Raw genomic sequence first — 23,737 nt, 5'->3', positions numbered from 1 at the left:
GAAAATCAATTAACTATCCATAACAATCACTGCGGGGGGGGTCAACAGGTTAATGGTTCATCGCTCCGGCGAAAAGTCCCCGCAGGACGGCTCTATCTATTTAAAATATTTTAAAAATAAAGCCTTTCGCCAGGAGGGGCGATCGCAAGGGGGGGAGCGGGAACCCGGGGATTCCGGGGCAGGGCCGGCGGTGCGTCATCCGCCTCAGAGCACCCGTCCATGGTCGTCGAATGCCAGTCCCAGGTCCGCTTTCTCTTCATCCGTAAGAAAATTGACGGACATGATCTCCACCGGATCCGGGTCTTCATGGGTAGGTACCACGGTCATGCTGACCCATGGCTGTATATCGGTACCGAAGGTGATGACACAAAACTGATCACAGGCCGTCACGTCGTATCCGTCGGACCTGATCCACGAAAGGATGAACCGGCTGAACCCGCCGTGGTGCTCTCCGAACCAGCCGACGGCCGCAGAAGCGGCCACCGGCAGCGTGCAGATGACATAAAAGGCATTGCCCTTGATCAGCGGGGAGCAATGCTGTCCCTGGTCCGCGCGGCTGTGTTCCATGTTCTCGCAGGCCTGAATGGCGATGGCCGAACACATCTCACCGGGGAAACAGGCATCGGCAAAGGCCTTGAATTTCTCTCCCAGCAGCCGGATCTGGTCCACGTGCCCTTCAAGGCATCGCTGCAGGCTTTTTTCCGAGGCCTGGTCGCGGGTCAGGTCGTCCGCCTCGTCCGGCAGGGTGTCGATGGTGGTGATTTCAAGCATCACCGTATCGCCGCTGACAATCTGGTCCAACCGGACGAACTTGAACGCCAGGTTGGCGAAACGGATCCGGTCCCCGCTCTTCAGTCGCATGGGCTTATCGGCCGGCACCTGATGATCGTTGAGGCGGGTGCCGTTGGTGCTGCGCTGGTCCTCGAGGAAAAAGGCCCCTTCGCGGTATTCGATGATGGCGTGCAGGTTGGATACCGTCGGCGTGGCGAGCATCAGGTCATTCTTGCCATCCCGGCCCACCGTTGCCCGGGCCTTGACGAAACGATGGATGTTTCCGCCGCCTTCATTCTGGTCCCGCAATTCCCATTCCGGCGGTGCGGGAAGGTTCATGGCCGCCATTGGGGCCGTGCTGGTTTTGCGGCCGCCCAGCCAGGCCGGCAGGCTGAAAAGTTTGAACACCAGCATGGCCACCAGCCCCATGAGAACAAAAATAATCAAAATCAGGGGCAGATAAAACGTCCAGGCGCTTCCCGAACCGTCCGGTTCCGCCATGGCCCCGGTGGCCGGCGCCGCCGCCGTCTCACCGGCCGGCCTGGCCGGGTCAGGGGCCTCGGCCGCCGCCGGGGTGGCCGCCGGTCCGGACGATGGAACGGCCGCCAGCGGCGCCGGCGCCGCCGTCACCGGGTCAGGCGGGGGTGGCAGCAGGGCCTGGATCCGGTCCAGCACGTCGGCAAGGTCCTCGGCCCGGGCAGCCCGGAAATAGGTCCCCCCGGTGCGCGATGCCAGGGCCTGGATAAGCGGAAAATCGGCGTTTTCGGTAAAGGCGATGCCCAGAATGCGAATGCCGGAAGCGCTGCAGTCGGTGGCCAGGTCCGTCTTCAGCCACTGGGTCCGCTGCATGTCTTTTTGCCGGTCGCCAGTGTCCACGATGCCGTCGGTCAAAAAAATGATGCTCTTGCGGGCCTCGTTTCGCCCGCCGGTTTTGAGTTCATAGGCCGCCCGCTCGATACCGGCGGCACTGTCGGTCAATTTCCCCCGGTAATCCACCTTGTCCAGGCTGCCCGTGAGCCGTCGCCTTGATTCGGGAAGGGACAGGTCGGACAGGGCCTGGAGCATGCGGGCCCGCTCGTCGAAGAGCACCATGCCCGCGCGGGTGGTGTCGGGCAACCGCTCCAAAAACGTGCGCACCGTCTCCGGCATGAGAAACGCGGGGTCATTTTTACGCATGCTGCCGGAATTGTCGATGACAAACATCACGTCCACCAGGCCGTCGTCCGGCAATGGCGCCGAAACGTCCGCCCGCAATAGCTCTCCCGAAATGGGGCTGAGCGCCGTCAGCCATACCAACACGAAAAAAACACACCTGGTGACCAAACGCATGGTTGCCCTTCCTGGCGGCGGGTCCAAGATGAACCGGTCCACCGGTTTGCAATGATGCAGGCTTGATGGGACATCGACGATCGCGGCCAAGTGGGCAGGACAGGGTGACCGGTCTGCAAAACCTCATGCAATCACTGTTTCCACGGCTGGGACACCCGCAGAATGGCCGCCGGATACCACCGTTCAGATAGCGAAAGGCGGGAAGAATGTCAATATTGCCGCGAAGACCGGCGCATCGAGCCTCTTTGTCCCGTGCCCCCTGACGGCGCGACAGCCGGCAGGAACATCGCCGACCGGCCTGTCTTTCGGTCCTGACGATGGAGAAGAGCAATTGGATCGATGACCGCGGGGACTGCGGGGGGCGCCACCGGCCGAAAAGGTGAATTTTCTCACATAACTTCTCTTTTCATTTGATTTTCTATGTAATTTCGGATAGATCGTTTCTGGTGTGCATTCACGCGGCCGTTGGCAATCGCGATTGCCCGGCCCGTAGAAAGCCGATATTCCGCCCCAATCGATCGTTACCCGCCAATCCCGAAAATGAACTGGAGACCGGAGCCATGGCGAGCATCGGGGGATCATGAACCGCCTGATCATGGTGTGCTACCTGACCCTGCTTCTGGCAGGCGCCACCGGTGCCTGGGCCGGCAGCGGCTGTCCCGATGGGGAAAAACCGTTCCCCGCACCGGCCAGTGAAGTGGTGGAAATTATCGCCGAGTGGCTGACCGGCCAGGGATATGCGGTCCAACGGGATTCACCGCGGCCCGGAACCATTCATCTGGCGGCCTGGAAGGCGCAGGATGAATGGGAGGTCACCGTCAGCCCCCGGTCCGCCCTGGCCTCGACGGCCACGATGGTCTATGCGGGGACGATGCCGCCCCGGCAGGCCTGCAGCAGGCTGCGGGATTATATCGATGGCAACCTGCTCGGGGCCGAGGTCCGTCCCCCCTTACGCACAAAGGCCCGACGCCGGTCGATCCCAACGGTGGTGCTGGACCAAATCGAAACCGTGGTCTGCATCCGTGCCCGCTCAGATCGCCAGGAGGTCCAGTTTTCGGGTTTCGTGGTCGATCCGAACGGTCTGGTGCTCTGCACGGCCCACGATCTGACGGGTCTTCAGGGCGTCACCGTGACCTTCTATGACGGAACCAGCGTACCGGGTGTCGTTGCCCGGCTTGATCTCCACCGGGACCTGGCACTGGTCGAATATTCCCGGGATACACAGGCGCATGTCTCCATCTCCGCAGGACGAAACCTCCTGGGAATGGGCGAGCGCATATTTTCCATCGGATGCCCCAACAACCTGCGGGGCACCCTGGCGGCGGGCACCATCAGCGGCCCCCCCCGGCTGGTCGGCGACCAGCCCATGTGGCAGGTGGAACTGGACATCTACCCCGGCAGCAGCGGCAGCCCGGTTTTCGACGACCGGGGCCGGCTGGTGGCCATGGTCAAGGGGCGCTACCGCGGAACCACGACGGTGGGTTTTCTGACGCCGCTGGAAACCATGATTGCCTTTTTACTGGACGAAAACGAACGATAATATCGGCCCCCAGGCACAACGAAAAGGAGGAGCATCATGCGGTACGCGAACACCATGTTACCGAAAGGGGTGACCGGTCTGGTCATCGCCCTTGTCTGGTCAACCATCGCTTCAGCCGGCGCACCGCCATCCGCGGGCCAGCCGGGGCCTGATTTTACCCTTAAGGACGCCAAAGGGACCACCTATGTATTGTCCGAGGTGAAGAATCACCAGATGGCGGTGCTCTACTTTTTCGATGCGGCATCCCGTCCGAGCCAGGAAGGGCTGGCCTACCTCGACAGCCTGAAAAAACGATTCTCCGACGACAGTCTGGTGGTCTGGGCCATCAGCAGGAGCCCCGCCGATGCAGTGGCCCGCTATACCCAACAAGCCGCACCGGCTTTTCCGATCCTGCTGGACCCCGGCGACGTCAGCGACCAATACGGCGCCACGGCAATTCTTCCCACCGTCTTCGTGATGGGTCCGGACCAAAACGTCCTGGATGTGTTCCAGGGTGGCGGAAAAACCACGGAGGTGCTTCTGGTTCGCCTTGCCGAGCGGACCCTGAGCCGCAAAAAACACGACATGGCCAAAGCCATGGCCGATACCGTTATCGCCAAAAACCCGGAAAACATCGAGGCCCGGGCGGTAAAGGGATACGCGGAAATCAAATCGGGCCACCTCGAAAAAGCCGAAGCCATCTTCGAGGAGGTGGCCGCCAGCCCCGGACCGGGCGAAGTCGTCGGGCAGGAGGGACTGAGCGCGGTCTACGCCCAGAAGGGGGAAGATGACAAAGCCCTGGCCCTGGCCGACCAGGTGACCCGCAAAGCGCCCAAACGGGGGTTCGCCCACGTGGTGAAGGCCAACGTGCTCTATCGCCGGAACCAGAAAACGGCAGCCGGGAACGAGTTAAAAAAAGCCGTGGGCAAAACGGCGTCCTCACCCCACCAGCAAGCCGTCGCTCTGAACAAATACGGCCGTTTTTACGCCAGCGTCGGCAAGCATGAAAAAGCCCGTGAATTATACGACCAGGCCGTGGCGGTGGATCCCTACTTCGTTGAAGCCACATCCAACAAAGGCATGTCCTACCAGCGCGAAGGCCGGTGGGATCAGGCGTTGGACGCCTACTCGAAGGCGTCCGGGATCGGCGCCGGAGAGGCATTTACCGCCCTGCTGGCCAAAAAAGCCCAGCAGATGATCGAACTGCAAAAGGATGCCGACCAACGCCGGCAGATCGACAGGCTGGTCAAGGACCTGGCCGAGCGCTACCGGAAACAGCAGGCCGCCCCTTCGGCCGATACGGATGAATGGACCTCCCGGCCCCTGGTCTTTGCCTTCGTTGACGTTCAGGAAAAAGGCGGACTGGCGGACCGGGACGGCATGTCAACCATCCTCACCGCCCAGCTGGCCGATCACCTCAACGCCTCGGGCCGGGTCAAGGTCGTCGACCGGGTGGTGCTGGACCGGCTGCTGTCGGAACTCAACCTGGGGTCTTCGGAACTGGCGGATCCCAACACCACCCTGCGGCTGGGGCGCGTCATGGCCGCCCGGATCATGGCCACCGGCACCCTGTTTACCATGCCCGGCGACACGCTGGTGAGTCTGCGCCTGGTGGACACGGAAACGTCGGCCATCGCCAAAACCCTCACCCGCGAACTGGGGCCCGAGTCAGGCTGGAACAAGGCGTTGCTGCGCCTGAACCGGGAGGTTCTGGCCGCCCTCGTGGACGGCTACCCCCTGCAGGGCTACGTTGTGCAGGCCACAGGGGACCAGGCCCTGATCAACCTGGGTGCCGACCAGGGCATGGTGGAGGGCACCCGGCTGGATGTGATCGAAATGACCAAGCCGATCGTCTACAAGGGCCGCACGCTGAAGGGGCTGCCCAAGGTCGTGGCCCGGCTGGAAGTGGTGAGCGTGGAGACCGACCTGTGCCACGCCCGAATCATCAAAAAAGAACGGGATTTGAAAACAGATGACAAAGTCAGGGAAAATTCGTCACCGATTTGATCAGGTCAGGCGGCTGGCCGGAGTGGTGACCGGCACATGGGGGCTGCTTCTGCTCCTGGGCGCACTGGCGACCGGATGCGCCACCGCGCCGGTTCCCGCGCCGGCCGGGCCGCCGGCTCTGGCGGTCTGGACATTGGAAGATCTCAGCCTGCCCGGAACCACCGGGGTCGATCTGGCGGAATTGATGACGGCCCGTGTCATGGAAACCGTCGAGGCTTCTAAGGGCTACGCCCTGGTGGAAAGGGAGCAGCTGCTGGCCATCCTGCAGGAACTGAACCTGGGATCCGGCAGTCTGGCCGAGGATGCCACCGGCCTGCGCGTCGGGCGGATGCTGGGCGCCCGCATGATGCTGTTCGGCGCCTATCAGGTGGTGGCCTCCCAGGTGCGGGTCGACCTTCGGCTGGTGGAGGTGGAGACCGGCAGGCTGGTCAGGGCCTCACAGAAAACCGTTCCCGCCGGCAACCTGTCTGCATGGCTCCGGGCTGCTGAGGCGGCCACGCGGGATCTGCTGTCCCCCAGCTGATCGGTGCCGGAAGGCGGTGTCGCCGGATCCCCCTGCCCCCGAGCCTTGTGCCTGTGTGGGAAACAGATCCTTGTCAGAACGCCCGGGTCAGGGAAAAATCAACGATAAAACCGCGATAATCCCGGTCTTCGTCGACATACCAGTTGCGGCCCTGCTCCAGCAGGTACCCCTCCAGGCCGATTCGGCCGGCGGTCCGGGCGGAAAACCGGTGCTTCAGCGACAGCGACAGTGATATTTTCTGTTTTTCATCGATAAAGGCGGGATCGTCCGCATCGTAGTCGTTTTCCGTCACCATCAGGTAGTACAACCGGGAACTGAGGGTCGTTTCCGTGTTCATCAGGTATCGCAGGGTCAGATCGGCCAGATACTCATCGCCGTAACCGGCCCGGTCCTCGGTGGCCAGTTGCTGGCTGTCCGCCGGGAATTCGCATTTCCCCCTGTATATACGCTGTGCGCCGAGCGCGGCTTCCCACCGGGTGCGGGCATAATCCACACCGATGCCCGCTAAAATGTAGTCGCCTTCCCGGTAGTAATCGCGGTCGTCGATTTCATCGGTACCGTACCAGGCCATTTCTCCAAAAAGCCGGCCCTGCCATCTATCGGTGAATGCGTAGATGCCTTCCGCGGTGACATTGAAAATATCCCCCGGATTGAAATCTTCGGCGCTGTCGCTGAAGTCATACTCGCCCCGCCACAGATAGCCCGCTCCGATCCCGACGCCCCACCGGTCAACCTGTTTGGCCATGGTGATGGTGGGATTGACGTTAAACCCCTCCCCATATCGGGAGATGGTCACCAGATCTGGATCCAGGAGCATGCGGCGTTCTTCGCTGTCCAGGTCGGTCCGGCCGGTGGGCAGGTTGAGGTCGAGACCGAAGAGAATATCCACGGGAAATTTTTCCAGCACCGCGTAGGAAAGGTTCACCTTGGTGTCGATGGCCGTGGTCATGCTGTTTTTCGAGGCATCCGATGGGTCGATCCGGGTGCTGACAAAGGCGGAGAGCACGCGTGCGGAAAAATCCCCATGGGCGGCATCGATGGTCACCGGCACGTAGGTCTGGCTGCCCCGGTCATTGGAATCGCTGTCCCAGAAGTTGGTGTTCATACCGGTCTGCACGCTGACGTCCATGGCCGGCGCCACGCTTCCCATGCTGACCATCAGGGTCGTCAGCATTATCCATCTGAGGGGTTTCATCAAAACAGTCCTTTCGCCATTGGATTGTTATCCTGTGGGATGTTCTTCTCATGCAGAACGGCCGCAGGGCATTGTGGGAACACCATGTCTCAACACCCGTCAGGTGCGTCGTATGGGTAGCCGTTGCAGTTTCTGTCGATATCGGAGCAGTCCTCCACGGCGTATGGGTTGATCGAGTAATCGGTGTCGTCACAGTCCCCCCCGTTTTCGGTAAAACCGTCGCCGTCGTTATCGATATCATCGGGGTCGACGGGTTGCGGGTCTATGGGATCCGGGCGGGTTTGATTGCGGCTCTGGCGAAGACTGACATCGGCGGGCGTCCGGACCCGTTTGACCGTTTCGGCCGGCGCGATGCTGCTGGTCAGCGACGTCCGGTTGCGAACGGAACGAAGCAGCGACATGGTTTTTTTGGGGGAGCTATAGAGCCCCAGTTGCCGGAGCTCCTTCAAGGCGTGCACTGCCGGCTGCAGACCCGGGTCGGCCTGACTGGCTTTTTTATAGAAACTGCCGGCCTGGTCATACCTGCCCATATCACTGTAGTTAAGACCCATGAAAAAATAGAAGAGGGCACGGCCGTTAAGCGTCATGGGGACCTTCAGGGACGCTTTTTCTTTCTCACTCAGGGAAATTTCAAGTTGCTCGACGATAGAAAAGAGAATTTTTTTCTCGAGCTGGAATAAGGCGCTGACCAGGCCATCTGCCGCCGCCACCGCTGTGCCTTGCCCGGCGGGAACATTCAACAGGCGGGGATTGATCCGGATTCGGGCTTCCAGTGCCCGGAAAATGCCGCCTTCATCCAAAGCGGCGCCCGCCCCCCCTGTCCCGGCAGGATTGGACAGATCGCCACTCACCAGGAACCGGGCGCCCAGCAGACGCCCCACCCGGGGTGCCGAGTCCGCCGCAACCAGGCCGGAGACACCCAGGTCCATTTCTTCGACCAGGGCCTGCAGCTTGACCCGCTCCACCACCAGAAGGCTTTTGATCGATGACAGGTCGGTGGCCAGCATGTAGGCGAGCCCCTTTTGCAGCGCGTCAAGGTCCGGCCTCCCCGTCGAATTGGAGAAATAGAGCACGGAAACACTGTTTTCGGGCATCCGTGCGGCCTCGAGTGCCACTTCCTGCGCCAGCGCCTGACGGGCCCAGCGTCTTTCCTTCTCGGTGACCACCTGCCCGGCCGAGGCGGAGGCAACCGCCATCAAACAGAGCAGCACCCCGCCCATTACCATGCGCAACCATTGGCTCTTCATTTCAACGACTCCTTTGGCATTGTCGAATACCGGATCTGAGACATGGCCGGAGTTGAAACCCCCTGCAATGGGTGTCCCCATGACCATGTTTTTCTGGATACGAGAAGTGGAGCACGGACAGCCCGCCTTGATATAGCTGCTGATTCGAAGGCTGTCAACGGAATTGGCGAGGGTCAGGCAGAGAAGCGGCCGTGGCGGCGTCCCTTTGGAAAAAGAAAAACAAAGGAGAAATCGCTGATGCAGCCGGATGGTCGTGGTCGACCATGAGGGAAAGGGGCAGTCCGTCAACCCATGAGCCAACGCCCCGCATAGAAGCTGCCGGTGGCCACAAGGGCACACAAAAGGGTTCCCCACAGGATGTCCACGGCCACCATGGCAATCGGCCAGCCCCGGATGGTGGCCATGTTGGTCAGATCATAGGTGGCATAGGTGAAAAAGCCGAACAGGGCACCCCACAGGACGGCCTTTGCGACCAGCCCTTTTTCCAGAGCGGGAACCACGGCAAAAATCAAAATGCCGGCAATATAAATCAGGTAGAAAGCGATGGCCGCCGGCCAGTTGACCTGGTCGCTGAGAATGAAGCCGATCTGTTTTTTGTAAAAACCTCGCCCCAGCCAACCCAGCCAGAGAATATCGATGAGAAAAAAAACGGGGACGGTCAGCAGATACAACTTGATATAAAACATGCTGTTCACAGTTGCCTCCCGGAGTTTTCTGGTGACGGTGCAATATCGCATGCGTCAGGGAAACCGGCGCTGACGCCGACCTTGACGGATCGACATGCGGCCCCCCATGGAAACGCGCGCGAGGTCGACGCTGTGGCAACCATAAAACAGGCAAGCGGCTTTGTCACCCCGGGCCGGGGCATATCAACGGTGGAAAAAGGATGGCCCCGACCTATATTTCCACCTTGACCCTCCCCACCGCCGCCTCCACCGCGTCGAGGATTTCCCCGGATCGCAGCACGCTTACCATGGTTTCCATGTCCTTGTGCAGTTCCCGGTCCGATTCCAGGTAAGGCACATGACGACGAATCACCCGGTAGGCCTCGCGGGTGCCCCTGCCGGCCGTCAGCGGATGGGTTTCGGTGAGCAGATCATAGGCCTGGGCGGCACAGAGGAGTTCGATGGCGATGACGTTTTCCACGTTGGTGAGAATTTCACGGCTCTGTCGGATACCGATGGTGCCCATGCTGACGTGATCCTCCTTGTTGGCGGAGGTGGGGATCGAATCCACGCAGGCCGGATGGGCCAGCACCTTGTTTTCCGACACCAGGGCGGCGGCGGCGTACTGGCCGATCATGAATCCGGAGTTGATCCCGCCCTGCTTCACCAGGAAAGCAGGCAGTTCGCTGAGCTGCGGGTTGACCAGGCGCTCGATTCGCCGCTCGGACACGCTGCCCAGTTCCGCCAGCCCCATGGAAAGGTAGTCGGCGGCCATGGCCACCGGCTGGCCGTGGAAATTGCCGCCCAGCCGCACCTCCTCGGTATCCGGAAAAATCAGCGGGTTGGTGGTGGTCGAATTGATTTCAATGTCGATGACCCGGCGGGCATGGGCGATCGCATCCTTGCTGGCCCCGTGGATCTGGGGGGCGCATCGCAGGGTGTATGCGTCCTGGACCCGGGCGCATCCTTCATGGGAGGAGATGATCTCACTGGCCTCGGTAAGCCGGAGCATGTTGTCCGCGGTCGCCAGTTGCCCCGGGTGGGGACGCACCTGGTGGATGCGCGGATCGAATTCGCTGTTGGACCCCATGAGCACTTCCAGGGTCATGGCACAGGCGATGTCGGCCATCTTGGACAGGCGCAGGGCATCGTGCACCACCAGAGCGCCGATGGCGGTCATCACCTGGGTGCCGTTGATCAGGGCCAGCCCTTCTCCCGCGGCCAGGGCCAGCGGTGCAAGCCCGATCCGTCCCAATGCCTCGGCCCCGGAAATGCGGCTGCCACCGAAAAACGCCTCGCCTTTGCCGATGAGCACCAGCCCCAGGTGAGCCGTGGGCGCCAGGTCGCCGCTGGCACCGACCGAGCCTTTCTCCGGCACCACTGGCGCCACCCCGTGATTGAGAAAAGCGAGCAGGTATCGAATGGTCTCCATGCGGCAGCCGGAATAGCCCAGGCACAGGTCGTGGACACGAAGGGCCATGATGGCCCGGACGACGGCTTCGGGCAGCGGGTCGCCGACCCCCGCGGCATGACTCATGAGAATATTCTCCTGAAGCCGCTGGGTATCCTTTTCGGAAATCGTGACGTTGCACAGTGCGCCGAACCCGGTGGTGATGCCGTATATCACCCGTTTTTCCTTGACCCAGCGCTCGATGAGGGCACTGGTTGTGGCCACCCGCCCTTCTCCGGCGGCGGAGACCGCAACCTCACGATTGGATCGGGCAACCGCCACCAGGTCATCGACCGTAATTTTTTCTTTATCCAGCAGCAATGGTTGGGTGGACATAGATCTTCTCCGCATATCCTGGTCATGATTGGTCATGAAATTGAATCCGGCACCCCGCCGGGGTTTACGCCTTGTCGTCGGCAAATAAGGCCGCCACCGCCGCATCCACGGTGCTGCCGTCGGCGACAAAGGGAAGCGTAATCTGGTCGCCGTTGTCATTGTCCCGGTTATAGGCGGCGGCCACCTCCATGGCGTTGGGGTTTCTGGCCCAGTTGCGCCGGGCGACCCCGCCCATGACATCCCAGTTCATGGCGGAGCGGACGATGGCATCCACCCGCCGACTGCCGTCCAGCACCAGGCCGAAGCCACCGTTGATGGCCTTTCCGATGCCGGTGCCGCCACCGTTGTGCAGCGCCACCAGGGACATGCCCCGGGCGGCGTTCCCGGCAAAGCAGTGGGTGGCCATGTCCGCGGTCACGTTGCTGCCGTCGGCGATGTTGGCCGTCTCGCGAAAGGGTGAATCGGTGCCCCCGGGGTCGTGGTGGTCACGGCCCAGCATGATGGGTCCCACTTCCTTGTTTCTCACCATGGCGTTGAAGGCCAGGGCAATGCGCATGCGCCCCTGGGCATCCTGATAGAGAATCCGCGCCTGGCTGCCGACCACCAGGCGGTTCTTGCCGGCATCGCGGATCCACACGTAATTGTCGCGGTCCTCGGGACGCCGGTCGGGGTCGATGCAGGCCATGGCCGCCCGGTCGGTCTTTTCCAGGTCCCGGGGATCGCCGCTCAGGCACACCCAGCGAAAGGGTCCGTATCCATAGTCGAAGATGGGCCCCATGATGTCTTCGAAATAGGAGGGGAATACAAAACCGTCCTTCACGTCCCGCCCGTTTCTGGCCACCTCAGTTACCCCGGCGTCGAAGACAGCCTTCAGGAAAGCGTTGCCGTAATCGAAAAAATACGTGCCCCGGTCGGTCAACGTCCGGATCAGGCCGATGTGGGTCCTGAGGCTGGCATCCACCCGTTGGCGGAACTCCTGCCGATCCTCGGCCAGCATCCGGGTACGGGCCTCGAAACTGAGCCCCTGGGGACAATAGCCGCCGTCATAGACCACATGGCAGGAGGTCTGGTCCGACAGCAGGTCCACGGGAATGTTCCGGTCGACCATATACTGCAGCAGGTCCACGACGTTGCCGTGGTAGGCGATGGACAGGGCCCGCTTGTCATCCCTGGCCGCCAGGGCGGCCCTGAAAATCTCGTCGAGGTCGGCCGAGACCATGTTGACCCACCCCTGGCGGTGACGGGTATCGATACGCGAACCGTCCACTTCGGCGATGACGGACACGGCACCGGAAATGTCGGCGGCCTTGGGCTGGGCGCCGCTCATGCCGCCCAGGCCCGAGGAAACGAAGAGCAGGCCGGCCAGGTCGCCGTCGGCCGGCACCCCGCACATCTTGCGACCGGCCCCCAGCAGGGTATTATAGGTGCCGTGGACGATGCCCTGGGGACCGATGTACATCCAGCCGCCGGCCGTCATCTGGCCGTAGGAGGAAACCCCCATCTGGGCGGCGACTTCCCAGTCCTCCGGATTGTCGAACAGCCCCACCATCAGGCCGTTGGTGATGACGGCCCGGGGGGCGTCCGGCCCGGAACGGAAAAGCCCCAGGGGATGGCCGGACTGCACCACCAGGGTCTGGTCGTCGGTCAGCCGTTCAAGGTATTTTTTGATCAGCCGGAACTGCATCCAGTTCTGGCAGACACTGCCGGTTTCGCCGTAGGTGACCAGTTCGTAGGGGTAGAGGGCCACGTCGACATCCAGGTTGTTGTCCATCATCAGCTGAAACGCCCGCCCGGCCAGACAGTTGCCCCGATACCGGTCAATGGGCAGGGCCCGGATTCCGCCCCGGGGCCGGAAACGATACCCGTAGATGCGCCCGCGGGTTTTCAGTTCCTTCAGAAATTCGGGAATCAGGGCGGCGTGATGCCGGGCAGGCACGTAGCGCAGGGCGTTTTTAAGGGCCACGGCAGTCTGGCTGCGGCTGAGCCGGAAGCCCCGGTCCGGGGCGCGGCGGACACCGGATTTACACTCAGGCATCGGCGGCAGAGGGCCGTCCAGATGGATGGGCATGGCCTCGGAAATATCCGTATCGGTCAGCATGGCATGATCCTTTTTTGCAGGTCACGGAAAGCTTGTATATACATTTATGTATTGAGCCATAAAAGGAAGTGATTCGCCTGTCAAGAAAAATATGGACAATCCGCATCAGGAATGTGATAAACGGTCATTCATCCATGGATGAAATGGGGCATGGGCCGACCCCGGAATTTAAACCCTGAGCGCGTTCACTATACAACATTGACATCCAAGCCATCATCCTCCTGCCCGCCGGCCACCTCCAAATGCCTGTTCATCAAACAGCAGATGATCCAGGGCATGCGGACCAAACGCTTCACCGACCGGCTCCCGTCGGAAAACCAGCTGGCCGCGGCGTTCGGGGTGAGCCGGATGACGGCCCGCCGGGCGCTGGTGGAACTGGAAGCAGAAGGGCTGGTGGAACGAATCCGCGGAAAAGGCACCTATGTCAAAAAGCCCGATCCGGCCATGGGTTACTTTATCGTTCAACCCTCCCGGCGGCATGCGGAAACGCTCGGGGTCAGCTACACCAGCCGGGTTATCGAACTGCGATCACTGGAAAAACCACCGCCGATGGTTGCCGAACACCTGGGCTACGATGGAATGACGATTCTGGCCCGGCGCCTGCACTGCTTCGACGGCAAGCCGGTACGCTACGAGATCCGCCACCTGCGCGGCGACCTGTGCGCAAGCGTCCTTTTTGAAGACCTGGAGGCGGTGTCCATCCACGAACTGCTGGTTGACCGGCTCGACCTGCCGTTGACGCGGGTATGGCAGCATATCACCGCCGTAACCCTCGACACCGCAACCGCCGCCGTTTTCGGGGAACCGGTCGGCCATCCGGCGTTTCATATCTTCCGCACCACCTTCACCCATGAGACCCCCGTCACCTTCGTGGAGTACTTCATCCGGGGGGAACTGGCCTTCGAGGACACCTTCGCCCCGGGCCGCACCGAGCCGCCCCCCGGCCTCGGCTTCGGCCATTGACCGCCGGTGTTTCATTGGCCCGCCGGATGTGGTAATCATTCCGGCGTTTCCTTCTGATCCCAACCACACCGGAGGTATCCCATGGCGTCTGCGCCCAAAGACCAGTGCATCGTCCTTCCCTTTCACACCGACAGGCACCAGCCGTTCAACGGCACCGGCCTGGCCCTGCATTTCCTGTTGGGCAATGTGCTGGTGCTGCATACCGGGCTGAAGGAGATGTGGTTCGGCTGGCGGGTGAAAAAAATCTTTGCGGACAGGCAGTCGTTTCAGGATTACTGCCGCGATGCGGCCAGCACCCTGGACCTGACCGCGGTCAGCCGTGAACAGAAGGTGCGTCTGTGGCTGTATGGCAACTGTTCGGATCAGACACTCATGCTCTCCCTTTACGACGCCCGCATGCCGGACGCCGTGCATCCGCCGGAAAATCTGGCCATCTACGGCGATGACCACCTGATCGGGTTCCGCACCCGGTTTGTCGAGTGGCTGGCGGCCAGGGGGTTCCCCCTGCCGGAAGAGCAGGTCCAGGCGGCCCTGTGGCCCGAAAAAATCAGCCGCGATGGCCTGGATGCCGTGGGCCGGGCCCTGGAAGTGTTCTACGTCTACTCGGCCTATGGCGGCCAGGGGCCGCTGGATGGGTCAGCCTTCAAAAAGGCGATCGCCGCCGCACCCGAATCGTTCATGGCTCAGGATCTTTACGGCTGGGCGCGCTACCGCAACCGGGATTATCAGGCCGCACGGGGCGCATTTCTCACCTCGCTGAGCATCAACCCGGCGGGTGCCGGGGCCATGTCCGGCATGATGTGGTGCGGGGTTTACGGCAAGGATAGGGAAGAAGCCATGTTCTGGTCCGGCCGCAAGGCCGACGTCCTTCGCCAGGATGTTCAGGCGGCCCGGGAGGCCGGTCGCCAAAGGTACCTCAAGGCCAACCCGTAGCCGGCTGCCCCCCCATTGCCATCCAATGCGGCAGCGCTTGTTCCTGTCAGACGGCGGCCGATCGGGACTCCGGCCGGGGCAGCAGCGCCACATGGCGGATTTCGACACAGCGGGAACACCGCTCCGGGCCGGGAAAAGCCGATTGAAGGCCAATACCGCCTATAGATCCCGCTCCAGGTACACCACCCCGGGAAGCGGATTTTGATAGTAGGGCGCACATCTGCGGAAGCCGAGGCCGGCATACAGGCCAAGGGCCGGCCGCAACCGTTCCAGGGTATCCAGACGCATGCGCGTATAGCCGGCGGCCACGGCCCGCTCGATCACGGCCAGGGCCAGCTGTCTGCCCAGGCCCCGGCCTGCATGGGCGGGCCGGACATAAAGCCGTTTCATCTCACACACCCCCGGCGACAATGGCCGCATGGCCACGCACCCTGCCGGACGGCCGGCCGCGAATGCCAGCAGCAGGGCCCCCTGCGGGGGGGCGTACTTGCCGGGCAGGCCGGCCAGTTCCTCCTCAAAGCCTTGAAAGCAGAGGTCCACCTGCAAAACCTGTTCGTACTCACGGAACAGGTCGCCAATGATCCGGATGTGAGAAGGGGTTGCAGCGGGAAAAATTTCGTTCATTTTTGCTTTCCACTATGGGTGGGGAATGGTACATCCGGTCACCTGGTTTTTTCAAGCACGATTTGAATTCACCGGATCAGGGGCCCTTTCGATGGCGGGCCGGACGACCAACATCATCTGACACAGGACACCAACGATCATGACCCATCTGTTTGACATCTGTGGCATGCCGGCCTTTCTCGAACCATGGATCGCACGGTTCTACACGCCGCTGGAGATCGACCTGCTGACGGCCCTGGAACGCGGTGCGATGACGCCGTCCGACATCATTGGAACCCTGGGGGGGGAAATAACCGACGGGCTGATCGACCGTGCCTGGCGGCGGGGCGTGGTACGCCGTCTGGAAGACGGCCGGATCGCCCCGGCGAATTTTCATGTGCGCTTTGAAAGCTGGGCCCTGTTCGAAGGGTGGCAGGACCTGCCGGAGGAGATCAAAAACCGGCTGAACCGATGGGAACTGGACCACTATGAGGCCGGCCACCGTGAAGCAGTGGAATCGCTCAAGGCCGGCGGACAGAGGCGGGCGTCCGAAGTCTGCCCCGAATACCTGCTGCTGGAGGAAGTCGCCCGGCTGTTCGACCGCATCCCCCACTTCTACCTCTGGCCGTGCAACTGCCGCGCCATGGTCCGGGGATGCCGACTGCCCCGGCTGACCTGCATCCGGTTTTCCAACGACCGCGGCATCGGATGGGAGATCTCCCGGGAACGGGCCCTGTCCATCGTTCGTGAAGCCAATCGCCAGGGCCTCATGCAAAGCGCCGAACTGGGAGTAGACAGCCAGGGTCGGTTCGACGGCGCCCTGTGCAACTGCTGCAACGACTGCTGTTTTCCCCACCAGCTGGCCAGAGAACGCCAGGCCGAGAAGATCTGGCCCCTGAGCCGCTACCTGGCCGAACTGGCATCGGAGCCATGCAACGGCTGCGGTCGATGTGTTCGCCGCTGCCCCTTCGGCGCCATCTCCCAGGAGAAAAAGAAAAAAGGCCTGCCGCCATCGACACCGGTCATCGACACCGCCCTGTGCAGGGGCTGCGGGCTCTGTGCCACCGGCTGTCCCCAGGAGGCCATCGGCATGCGAAAGATCAGGGAATCGGTGCTCGAGGCGTATTACGCCTGACGGCTGCCCTTCTGGCTGATCCCGACGCCAACAACCACGGCAGCGGCGGCCACGCACTGGACCCCGCTCAACGACTCACCCATGACCATCCAGCCGATGGCCACGGCCGTCACCGGTACCAGGTTGATAAACATCGAGGCCCTGGATGCCGGAATGCGGCTCATGGCCCAGTTGTAAAGGCCAAAGGCCCCCAAGGTCACCAGTGCCCCCAGGAAAACGATGGAAAAAATCAGCGGGACCGTCCACACGACACCCGGCTGACGCCACAGCAACACCAGGCCCGGAGAAAAAAACAGGGTGCCGGCAGCCACCTGGAAGGCCGTGAGCAGCCAGGGGCTGTAGCGCTCGCACAGCCGCTTGACCATGATGATATTCACCGCGGCGCAGGCCATGGCGCCCAGTTCCAGGACGTTGCCCAGCAGCGGGTTGGCCGCGGCCGCACCCGGCCGGCCGGAAAGGCTCAGGATCGCCACGCCGGCCACGGACAGAAAAAGCCCCGCAAGGGTCCTTCTGCCCAGGGGTTCGGCAAGAATCGCCCATGCGCCGACGGCCACCAGAATGGGTACGAACGCACTGATGACACCGGCCTGGGAAGAGGTGGTGTAGCACAGGGCGTTGGATTCCAGCAGGAAATAGAAACAGGGTTGGAAAAGGACCATGGGGCCGATCAGCTTCCAGTCCCCCCGGCGATAGGCATCGATTTTCAATCGGCCGGCAAACGGCAGGATCACCGCAAGGGCAATGGCCATGCGCAGCCACATGACGGACCAGGGGCTCATGGCCTGGACCGACAGCCGCATGGCGGCAAATGAGCCGCCCCACAGCAGGACGGCGGCAAAAAGGGCGGCGACCGGGAGAATTCCACCTGAATGGATCACGACCCCGCCGCCGGGCCGGTTCAGGCTCCGAGCCATCTGAGCAATTTTCATCCTACCCCGCTTTCACGATTGGGACATGGTGTCGGTTTCATTTCGGTCAACGGTTTACCCGGTTGGACTGAAAAGGTATTGCAGGAAATTGCGGCGGGCTACCGGGGCGATTCGGAGAGGTACTGCCCCGGGGTTGCTCCGGTGTACTTGCGGAAGGTGTTGGCGAAATGGCTTTGATCCGAAAAGCCCACCGCCAGTGCGGTCTGGGCCGGCGGCAGACCGCCGCGCAGGAGTTGCTTGCCCCGGTCGATCCGCCGCATGATGCGAAACAGGTGCGGCGGCAGGCCGGTCTCCCGTTTGAACATCCGTAGAAAATGATAGCGGCTCAATCCGGCTTCCCGGGCGACATCTTCGAGCGTAATTTTGCGGTCGAGGTTTTCCGAAAGGAACTGCGTGGCGTATCGGATCGATTGGCCGCCGCGTCGCCGGCAGTATCGCCCCCGCGTCACGTTGCCGCACAGGGAAATGAGATGCGCCAGGACATCCAGGATGGCGGACTCCTTTTCCAGCCGACCGCCCGGTCCCTGGATCACCCTGCAGAACCGCTGCATGCGACGCCACAGGACCGCATCCCCCACCACCATGGAGGCAAATTCAGGGAACGCCCGGTCTTTCCCGGCCATTTCGGCGGCCGCCGCCGCCATCAGGTTCTGGTCGAAATAGACCATCCGGTAGGAAATCCGTTTGCCGGAAACCGGAACGCCGGAGTGCACCTGGCTCGGGTTGATCAGGGCGATCTGCCCCGGGGATACCAGAGAAGAGGCGTTCTCCGGTCCAAGACAATAGCTGCCCCCGGACAGCATCATGCCGATGGCATAAATACCGTCATGGGCATGGGCCGGGAAAACGTGCCGGCTTCCGTCAACCCGGCATATCTCGACGCCCTCAACCTTCATGTCCCGCCAGAAGGCAACCTTTTCCCTGGGATTCATGGCGATCATCCACCTTACGCGTATAAAGCAACTTCGATCGGTGATGCCGACCTTTGTATCATGAGACCGCCTTCTTTTCTTGTAAAAAATTGCGGCCCCGGCCAATTCATGGTGTTGAAATCACCATTACCAATTGACCTTCACCCGCCGGATGGATAAAGTGCACCATTCAAGGCTGACGGCGACTATGAACCCATATCATTTCAAAACCCTGCGTGCCCGGCTGACGGTCCTGCTGGTAACGCCTGTGGTGCTTATCCTGATGGTTGCCGGCATTTCCGGTTTTTTGTATGTCCGCGATATCCTTTTGGATCAATGGAACCAGGGGGTCATGCTCAAGCTGGAACGGGCGACCCACGAAATCGACATGCGGCTGGCAAGGCCCGTTGAGTTGATGGAGATGTTCTCAAAAAGCGGCGCGGACAGGCCGGATGCCAGTCTTCTGGAAGCGATCGTCCGGGAGATGGAAACGCTGCAGGGCGTCGTTCGCACCAACGTGAACTGGCATTTCTCGGCAACCGGCGGACGGGGTCGGGAAAACCGGAACGCCGCCACGGACAGGGGCCGGTTCATACGCTTTCAACGGGGCGCCTTTACGAAAATCTCACCGCCCAAGGTGGACAGCACCATTGACGAAATGACCGTATCCATCACCATGGTGCTCCTGGATACCTACGACACGCCCGTGGGCAATCTCGAAATCGTCCTGAAATTCGACTACCTGGTTGCCGACATCACCACCAACGTCTGGTGGCAAACCGCCGTGGCCTGTATCGCCGACCGGACAACCGGCAAAATAATTCTGACCAGCGCCCCCATGCAGGGCAGGGAGACGCTGGGTGAAACCGACGATCCATTGGAGGCCCGGCTGCTGGAAGAGATCGACCGGAAATCCGCTGGCACGATCCTGGGTCCGGGCCTGCCCCCGGAGCGGGTGGCGGGTTATCACCGGCTGGAGGTCTTTCCCTGGTCGCTGGTGGTATTCGCCGACGGCAAAAGCATCCTGGCCCCCATCATCAACTTCAGAAACGGATTCATCATCGGCGCGACCATCCTGATTCTTTTGGTCTACGGGATCATTCGGCTTAACGTTGACCGCATGTCCGGAACCATCCGCAGCCTCTCCCGCCAGGCCGAAATGCTGGCCGCAGGCGGTTACGGGGAAAAAATACCGGTTCATGCACATGACGAAATCGGCCGGCTGGCGGAGAGCTTCAACACCATGGTGGACGGGCTGAGAGAACGGGACGCCATTCGCAATACCTTCGGTCTGTATGTGGACCCGGCTTTTGCCCGGGCCCTGCTCAAAAAGCCCGAAACGGGGCGACTGGGCGGCCGGCGGCAGGAGGTGGCCATCCTCATGGCCGACATCCGCGGTTTCACCCCCATGGCGGAATTCCTGTCGCCGGAAAAAACCATCGACGTCCTCAACCGCTATTTTTCCGCCATCATCCCGCTGGTCCAGAAACACGGGGGGATTATCGTCGATTTTGTCGGAGACGCCATCCTGGTTTTTTTCGAACCCATTGACGACGCCCTGCCGGCCACCGCACACCGGTGTGTCCGCTGCGCCTTCGACATGCATGCGGCCATGGGAATTCTCAACCGGCAGCTGGAGGCCCTCGATCTGCCGGTTTTGAATATGGGCATCGGCGTCAACAGCGGTCCGGTGGTGGTGGGCAATATCGGATCGGAAAAACGGAAAAAGTACGGCATCGTCGGCTCTGCCGTGAACACCACCCAGCGCATCCAGGGGCAATCCGATGCCGGGGAGGTGGTGGTCTCCAGGTCGGTTTTCGACATGGTCACCTCACGTATCACCGTCACCCGCAGGTTCACGGCATCCCTCAAAGGGGCGCCATCGCCGGTTCGGCTCTATGCCATTGCACCGGCCCAACCGAAACCCACTCGGATAAAGGATTAAACCTCATGCAGAACCGATCGGACGGCCTGGTTGCCGCCATCGCCAGTGCCATGTCGGCAGGCGGGGCCATCCTCGACGTATATGAATCACCGGACATTGAGGTGGAGAAAAAAGCGGACGACTCCCCCCTGACCCGCGCCGACCGGCGCGCCCATGACATCATCATGGCCGGCATTGGCAGCTTCGGCATCCCGATTCTCAGCGAGGAAGGCCGGGAGATCCCCTTCGCCGAGCGCAGCCGGTGGCCGCGCATGTGGATCGTCGATCCGCTGGACGGCACCAAGGAGTTTATCAAGCGCAACGGGGAATTTACGGTGAACATCGCCCTGGCGGAAGCGGGCATCCCCACCATGGGCGTCATTTATGTCCCCGTGGCCGACACCCTGTATTTCGCCGATCTCGAAATGGGCGCGTTCAGGATCGATGACGGTCTGACGGTCGGCATCGACAGAAAAACCGGTGACGGGAAGAATCGCCTGGCATCGCTGGTGGCAAACGCGTCCCGGTTGCCTCTTGAACAGGACAGGGACCGCCCCTTCACGATCATGGGCAGCCGCTCCCACGCCACACCCGAACTGGAAGCCTACGTGGACGCCATGCGGCGCAGCCATGGCCGTGTGGCGTTCATCTCATCGGGCAGTTCCCTGAAGATCTGCCGGGTGGCCGAAGGCCGTGCGGACGTCTACCCGCGCCTGGGTCCCACCATGGAATGGGATACGGCAGCCGGCCAGGCCATCGCCGTGGCCGCCGGTGCCCGGGTGATCCGCCATGATGACGGCAGGCCCCTGGCCTACAACAAGGAGAACCTGCTCAACCCATGGTTCATTGTCCAAAGAAAAAACCCTTGACTTCAAACACCCTCCCCTTCTATATGTAGGGTCACTTTTCGGGGCGATTAACTCAGCGGGAGAGTGCCACCTTCACACGGTGGAAGTCACAGGTTCAAATCCTGTATCGCCCACCACGACAATATAGGATTTACAGGCATCATGGCTTGTAAATCCTTTTTTATTGCCTACCTTCAGCGTACCATCCGATTCAATCTGTATTGATCAGCCGCGAGCCATTCAAACACGGGACAGCCAGACGGACCGGCTTGCTTAGCGATTCGGGGAATCAGTCTGAGCAACTGCTCAATCGGTTGGTCTGCCGGTTTCATCGCGCAACACGCTTTGCCCGCATCATTACCGATAAAGGAGACGACATGAAAACCCAGGACACCCGGCAGAAAATGAGTTACCTCTTTTTGGGCATATCCATTGTCCTCGCGATCCTGATGCTGACCGGAGCCGCCACGATCGATCACACCACCCAAATCGGTCGATACCGACTGACGGCCGTGGTCAGGGGCAACTTCCCCGACCTGTTCGTGATCGACACGGCGACCGGTGCAGTGAAGTGGGTCGGCAATGATGAGGGCAAGCCGTTCGAGCAGATCAAAGGGCGCTGAAAAAGGCGCGCCAGAATGTTATCCGGCCGGTTTTCAGTACTGACGATGGGGCGGCAGGCGTCACGGTCCAAATCTAATGGCCGGTCCATGATTCTCCGCAGTTGATTTTTCCCTGAATATGATTCAAAAGGAATGGGAAGCCCCATTTCTTTTTTCAGCCTCAGCACACGAAAGGGAAGATCCATGGACATCGGCATCCTGCTACCTCACCATGCCCGCTACCGCCCCGACCATCCGGCCTTCGTCTGCGGTGAAAAGCGGTTCACCTACCGGGAGTTCAACGCCTATGTGAACCAACTGGCCAACGCACTGCTGGCCCGCGGGCTGACCAAAGGGGACAAGTTCGCCACGGTCCTGCCCAACTGCACCCAGCTCATGGCGGCCTATTGGGCCGCCGCCAAAACCGGACTGGTCATCGTGCCCAGCAGCACCATGCTCAACGAAGGCGGTCTGGCCACCTTGCTGGAAAATTCCGATACCGCGCTGGTGATCGCCGAGGCCGGTTTCGCCGATGTCCTTGACCGGCTGCGCGCGAATCTGCCCGGTATCGCCGATGATCGGTACGTTCTGGTGGGATTGGAGCAAGAGCGCCGGGGCTTTGTCAGCTACGATGACTTCGTCGGCCCGACCGGCGAGGAGAACCCGCCCGAGGTCTCCATCGACGACCACGACATGTACAACATCATGTACTCTTCCGGCACCACCGGCGCGCCCAAGGGGATTGTTCACACCCATTACGTGCGGGCCATGTACTGCACCATTTACGCCACCTGCTGGCGCATGACCCCCGAGAGCGTGTGCCTGCACTCCGGCGCCATCGTCTTCAACGGCGCCATGCTCGACCTGATGCCATGGATGTATCTGGGCGCAAAATACATCCTGCATGAGAAATTCGATCCGGAGGCGGTCATCGCCGACATCGAAAAGGAGAAGGTGACCCACATCGTCATGGTGCCGGCCCAGATCGTGGCGATCCTGAACAGCCCGTCCTTCGACCCCAAAAAGCTGGCCTCGTTGGAGATGATCCACAACGTCGGCGCCCCGCTGCTGTTGGAGTACAAGCACCGCCTCAACGAGGCCCTGCCCGGCCGCTTTTACGAACTGTACGGGCTCACCGAAGGCTTCATGACCGTGCTCGACAAGCACGACGCCATCCGCAAGGTCGGCTCCGTGGGCGTACCGGCCCCCTTCATGGAGATGCGCATCCTGGATGCCGGGGGCAAGGAATGTGCGCCGGGAGAGATCGGCGAAATCTGCGGCAAGAGCCCCATGATGATGCCCGGCTACTACAAGCGGCCCGACCTGACCGAAAAGGCCATCGTCGACGGCTGGCTGCACACGGGGGACGCCGGCTACGTGGACGAGGACGGGTTTTTGTTTCTGGTGGACCGCATCAAGGACATGATCATCTCCGGCGGCGTCAACGTCTATCCCAAGGATATCGAGGAGATCGTCATCCAGTATCCGGACATCAGCGAAGTGGCCGTTTTCGGCGTCCCCGATGAGAAGTGGGGCGAAGTGCCCATTGCCGCCGTGGTGCCCCTGCCCGGTGCGGAAATCGACGCTTCGGATCTGGTCGCGTGGACCAACAGCCGCGTGGACGCCAAGTTCCAGCGCATCCGGGACGTGGTCGTCATGGATACCTTTCCGCGCAACGTGGCCGGCAAAATGCTCAAGCGGGAGATGCGTGCGGCGTACACGGAACGGAATTCGGAGGGCTGAGGCCGG

19 protein-coding genes and 1 tRNA gene are annotated in these 23,737 nt (G+C 61.5%); 11 read left to right on the top strand and 9 right to left on the bottom strand.

The window, feature by feature from the left end:
- Window positions 1–204 precede the first annotated feature (204 nt).
- A complete protein-coding gene (locus tag DSCA_RS23685) occupies window positions 205–2,100 on the bottom strand; it encodes an FHA domain-containing protein (protein ID WP_155318798.1) in 1,896 nt (631 codons plus the stop codon).
- 580 nt (window positions 2,101–2,680) lie between these two features.
- Between DSCA_RS23685 and DSCA_RS23680 the strand changes: the two genes are divergently transcribed.
- Genes DSCA_RS23680 through DSCA_RS23670 form a run of 3 tightly spaced genes read left to right on the top strand, consistent with a single transcriptional unit; the run spans window position 2,681 to window position 6,149 of the window.
- A complete protein-coding gene (locus tag DSCA_RS23680) occupies window positions 2,681–3,640 on the top strand; it encodes a S1 family peptidase (protein ID WP_155318797.1) in 960 nt (319 codons plus the stop codon).
- A gap of 36 nt (window positions 3,641–3,676) precedes the next feature.
- Entirely contained in the window at window positions 3,677–5,626 is a 1,950-nt protein-coding gene (locus DSCA_RS23675) for a redoxin domain-containing protein (protein WP_155318796.1), read from the top strand.
- Window positions 5,592–6,149 (top strand): CsgG/HfaB family protein, encoded by a 558-nt coding sequence (locus tag DSCA_RS23670; protein WP_155318795.1) that lies wholly within the window; start codon window positions 5,592–5,594, stop codon window positions 6,147–6,149. The genes DSCA_RS23675 and DSCA_RS23670 overlap by 35 nt, the downstream gene beginning before the upstream one ends.
- A 73-nt stretch (window positions 6,150–6,222) precedes the next feature.
- Here DSCA_RS23670 and DSCA_RS23665 read toward each other — a convergent pair whose 3' ends face one another.
- From DSCA_RS23665 to DSCA_RS23645, 5 genes are all read right to left on the bottom strand, one after another.
- On the bottom strand, window positions 6,223–7,344 hold the full coding sequence (locus DSCA_RS23665; protein WP_155318794.1) for a hypothetical protein: 1,122 nt from the start codon (window positions 7,342–7,344) through the stop codon (window positions 6,223–6,225).
- Between the two features lie 89 nt (window positions 7,345–7,433).
- Window positions 7,434–8,591, bottom strand: a complete 1,158-nt coding sequence (locus DSCA_RS23660; RefSeq protein WP_167527933.1) for a CsgG/HfaB family protein — start codon at window positions 8,589–8,591, stop codon at window positions 7,434–7,436.
- A 284-nt stretch (window positions 8,592–8,875) separates the two neighbouring features.
- On the bottom strand, window positions 8,876–9,277 hold the full coding sequence (locus tag DSCA_RS23655; protein ID WP_231716554.1) for a DUF2177 family protein: 402 nt from the start codon (window positions 9,275–9,277) through the stop codon (window positions 8,876–8,878).
- 211 nt (window positions 9,278–9,488) lie between these two features.
- The gene (hutH, locus tag DSCA_RS23650) at window positions 9,489–11,042 is read right to left on the bottom strand and encodes a histidine ammonia-lyase (RefSeq protein ID WP_155318791.1); all 1,554 of its coding nucleotides are present in this window, start codon (window positions 11,040–11,042) and stop codon (window positions 9,489–9,491) included.
- Window positions 11,043–11,106: 64 nt separating this feature from the next.
- Complete coding sequence (locus DSCA_RS23645; protein ID WP_155318790.1) at window positions 11,107–13,140, bottom strand: urocanate hydratase; 2,034 nt, start codon at window positions 13,138–13,140, stop codon at window positions 11,107–11,109.
- A 150-nt stretch (window positions 13,141–13,290) separates the two neighbouring features.
- Here DSCA_RS23645 and DSCA_RS23640 point away from each other — a divergent pair, with 150 nt between their 5' ends.
- Together DSCA_RS23640 and DSCA_RS23635 are read left to right on the top strand one after the other, a co-directional pair.
- Complete coding sequence (locus DSCA_RS23640) at window positions 13,291–14,103, top strand: GntR family transcriptional regulator (RefSeq protein ID WP_155318789.1); 813 nt, start codon at window positions 13,291–13,293, stop codon at window positions 14,101–14,103.
- An 81-nt stretch (window positions 14,104–14,184) separates the two neighbouring features.
- Window positions 14,185–15,036 (top strand): tetratricopeptide repeat protein, encoded by an 852-nt coding sequence (locus tag DSCA_RS23635; RefSeq protein WP_155318788.1) that lies wholly within the window; start codon window positions 14,185–14,187, stop codon window positions 15,034–15,036.
- Between the two features lie 159 nt (window positions 15,037–15,195).
- Here the strand turns inward: DSCA_RS23635 and DSCA_RS23630 are convergent, their stop codons facing one another.
- Window positions 15,196–15,660 carry a GNAT family N-acetyltransferase gene (locus DSCA_RS23630; RefSeq protein ID WP_155318787.1) on the bottom strand — a complete coding sequence of 155 codons (465 nt, stop codon included), beginning with the start codon at window positions 15,658–15,660 and terminating at the stop codon, window positions 15,196–15,198.
- A gap of 139 nt (window positions 15,661–15,799) precedes the next feature.
- Between DSCA_RS23630 and DSCA_RS23625 the strand changes: the two genes are divergently transcribed.
- Window positions 15,800–16,774, top strand: coding sequence for a 4Fe-4S binding protein (locus tag DSCA_RS23625; RefSeq protein ID WP_155318786.1), 975 nt, complete (start codon window positions 15,800–15,802; stop codon window positions 16,772–16,774).
- Here DSCA_RS23625 and DSCA_RS23620 read toward each other — a convergent pair.
- On the bottom strand, window positions 16,765–17,688 hold the full coding sequence (locus tag DSCA_RS23620) for a DMT family transporter (RefSeq protein WP_155318785.1): 924 nt from the start codon (window positions 17,686–17,688) through the stop codon (window positions 16,765–16,767). The genes DSCA_RS23625 and DSCA_RS23620 overlap by 10 nt on opposite strands.
- Before the next feature lie 113 nt (window positions 17,689–17,801).
- Window positions 17,802–18,635 carry an AraC family transcriptional regulator gene (locus tag DSCA_RS23615; protein WP_167527932.1) on the bottom strand — a complete coding sequence of 278 codons (834 nt, stop codon included), beginning with the start codon at window positions 18,633–18,635 and terminating at the stop codon, window positions 17,802–17,804.
- Between the two features lie 187 nt (window positions 18,636–18,822).
- Between DSCA_RS23615 and DSCA_RS23610 the strand changes: the two genes are divergently transcribed.
- From DSCA_RS23610 to DSCA_RS23590, 5 genes are all read left to right on the top strand, one after another.
- Entirely contained in the window at window positions 18,823–20,559 is a 1,737-nt protein-coding gene (locus tag DSCA_RS23610; RefSeq protein ID WP_167527931.1) for an adenylate/guanylate cyclase domain-containing protein, read from the top strand.
- Window positions 20,560–20,564: 5 nt separating this feature from the next.
- Window positions 20,565–21,407, top strand: coding sequence for a 3'(2'),5'-bisphosphate nucleotidase CysQ (gene cysQ, locus DSCA_RS23605; protein ID WP_155318782.1), 843 nt, complete (start codon window positions 20,565–20,567; stop codon window positions 21,405–21,407).
- Between the two features lie 41 nt (window positions 21,408–21,448).
- Window positions 21,449–21,523 (top strand) — tRNA-Val (locus DSCA_RS23600).
- 240 nt (window positions 21,524–21,763) lie between these two features.
- On the top strand, window positions 21,764–22,009 hold the full coding sequence (locus tag DSCA_RS23595) for a hypothetical protein (RefSeq protein ID WP_155318781.1): 246 nt from the start codon (window positions 21,764–21,766) through the stop codon (window positions 22,007–22,009).
- A gap of 183 nt (window positions 22,010–22,192) precedes the next feature.
- Entirely contained in the window at window positions 22,193–23,731 is a 1,539-nt protein-coding gene (locus tag DSCA_RS23590; protein WP_155318780.1) for a class I adenylate-forming enzyme family protein, read from the top strand.
- Window positions 23,732–23,737 lie beyond the last annotated feature (6 nt).

This window comes from Desulfosarcina alkanivorans, from assembly GCF_009688945.1.
Taxonomy (GTDB): Bacteria; Desulfobacterota; Desulfobacteria; order Desulfobacterales; family Desulfosarcinaceae; genus Desulfosarcina; species Desulfosarcina alkanivorans.
Note: the sequence above shows the minus strand (reverse complement) of the source record. Positions and strands in the feature narration are given on the sequence as shown.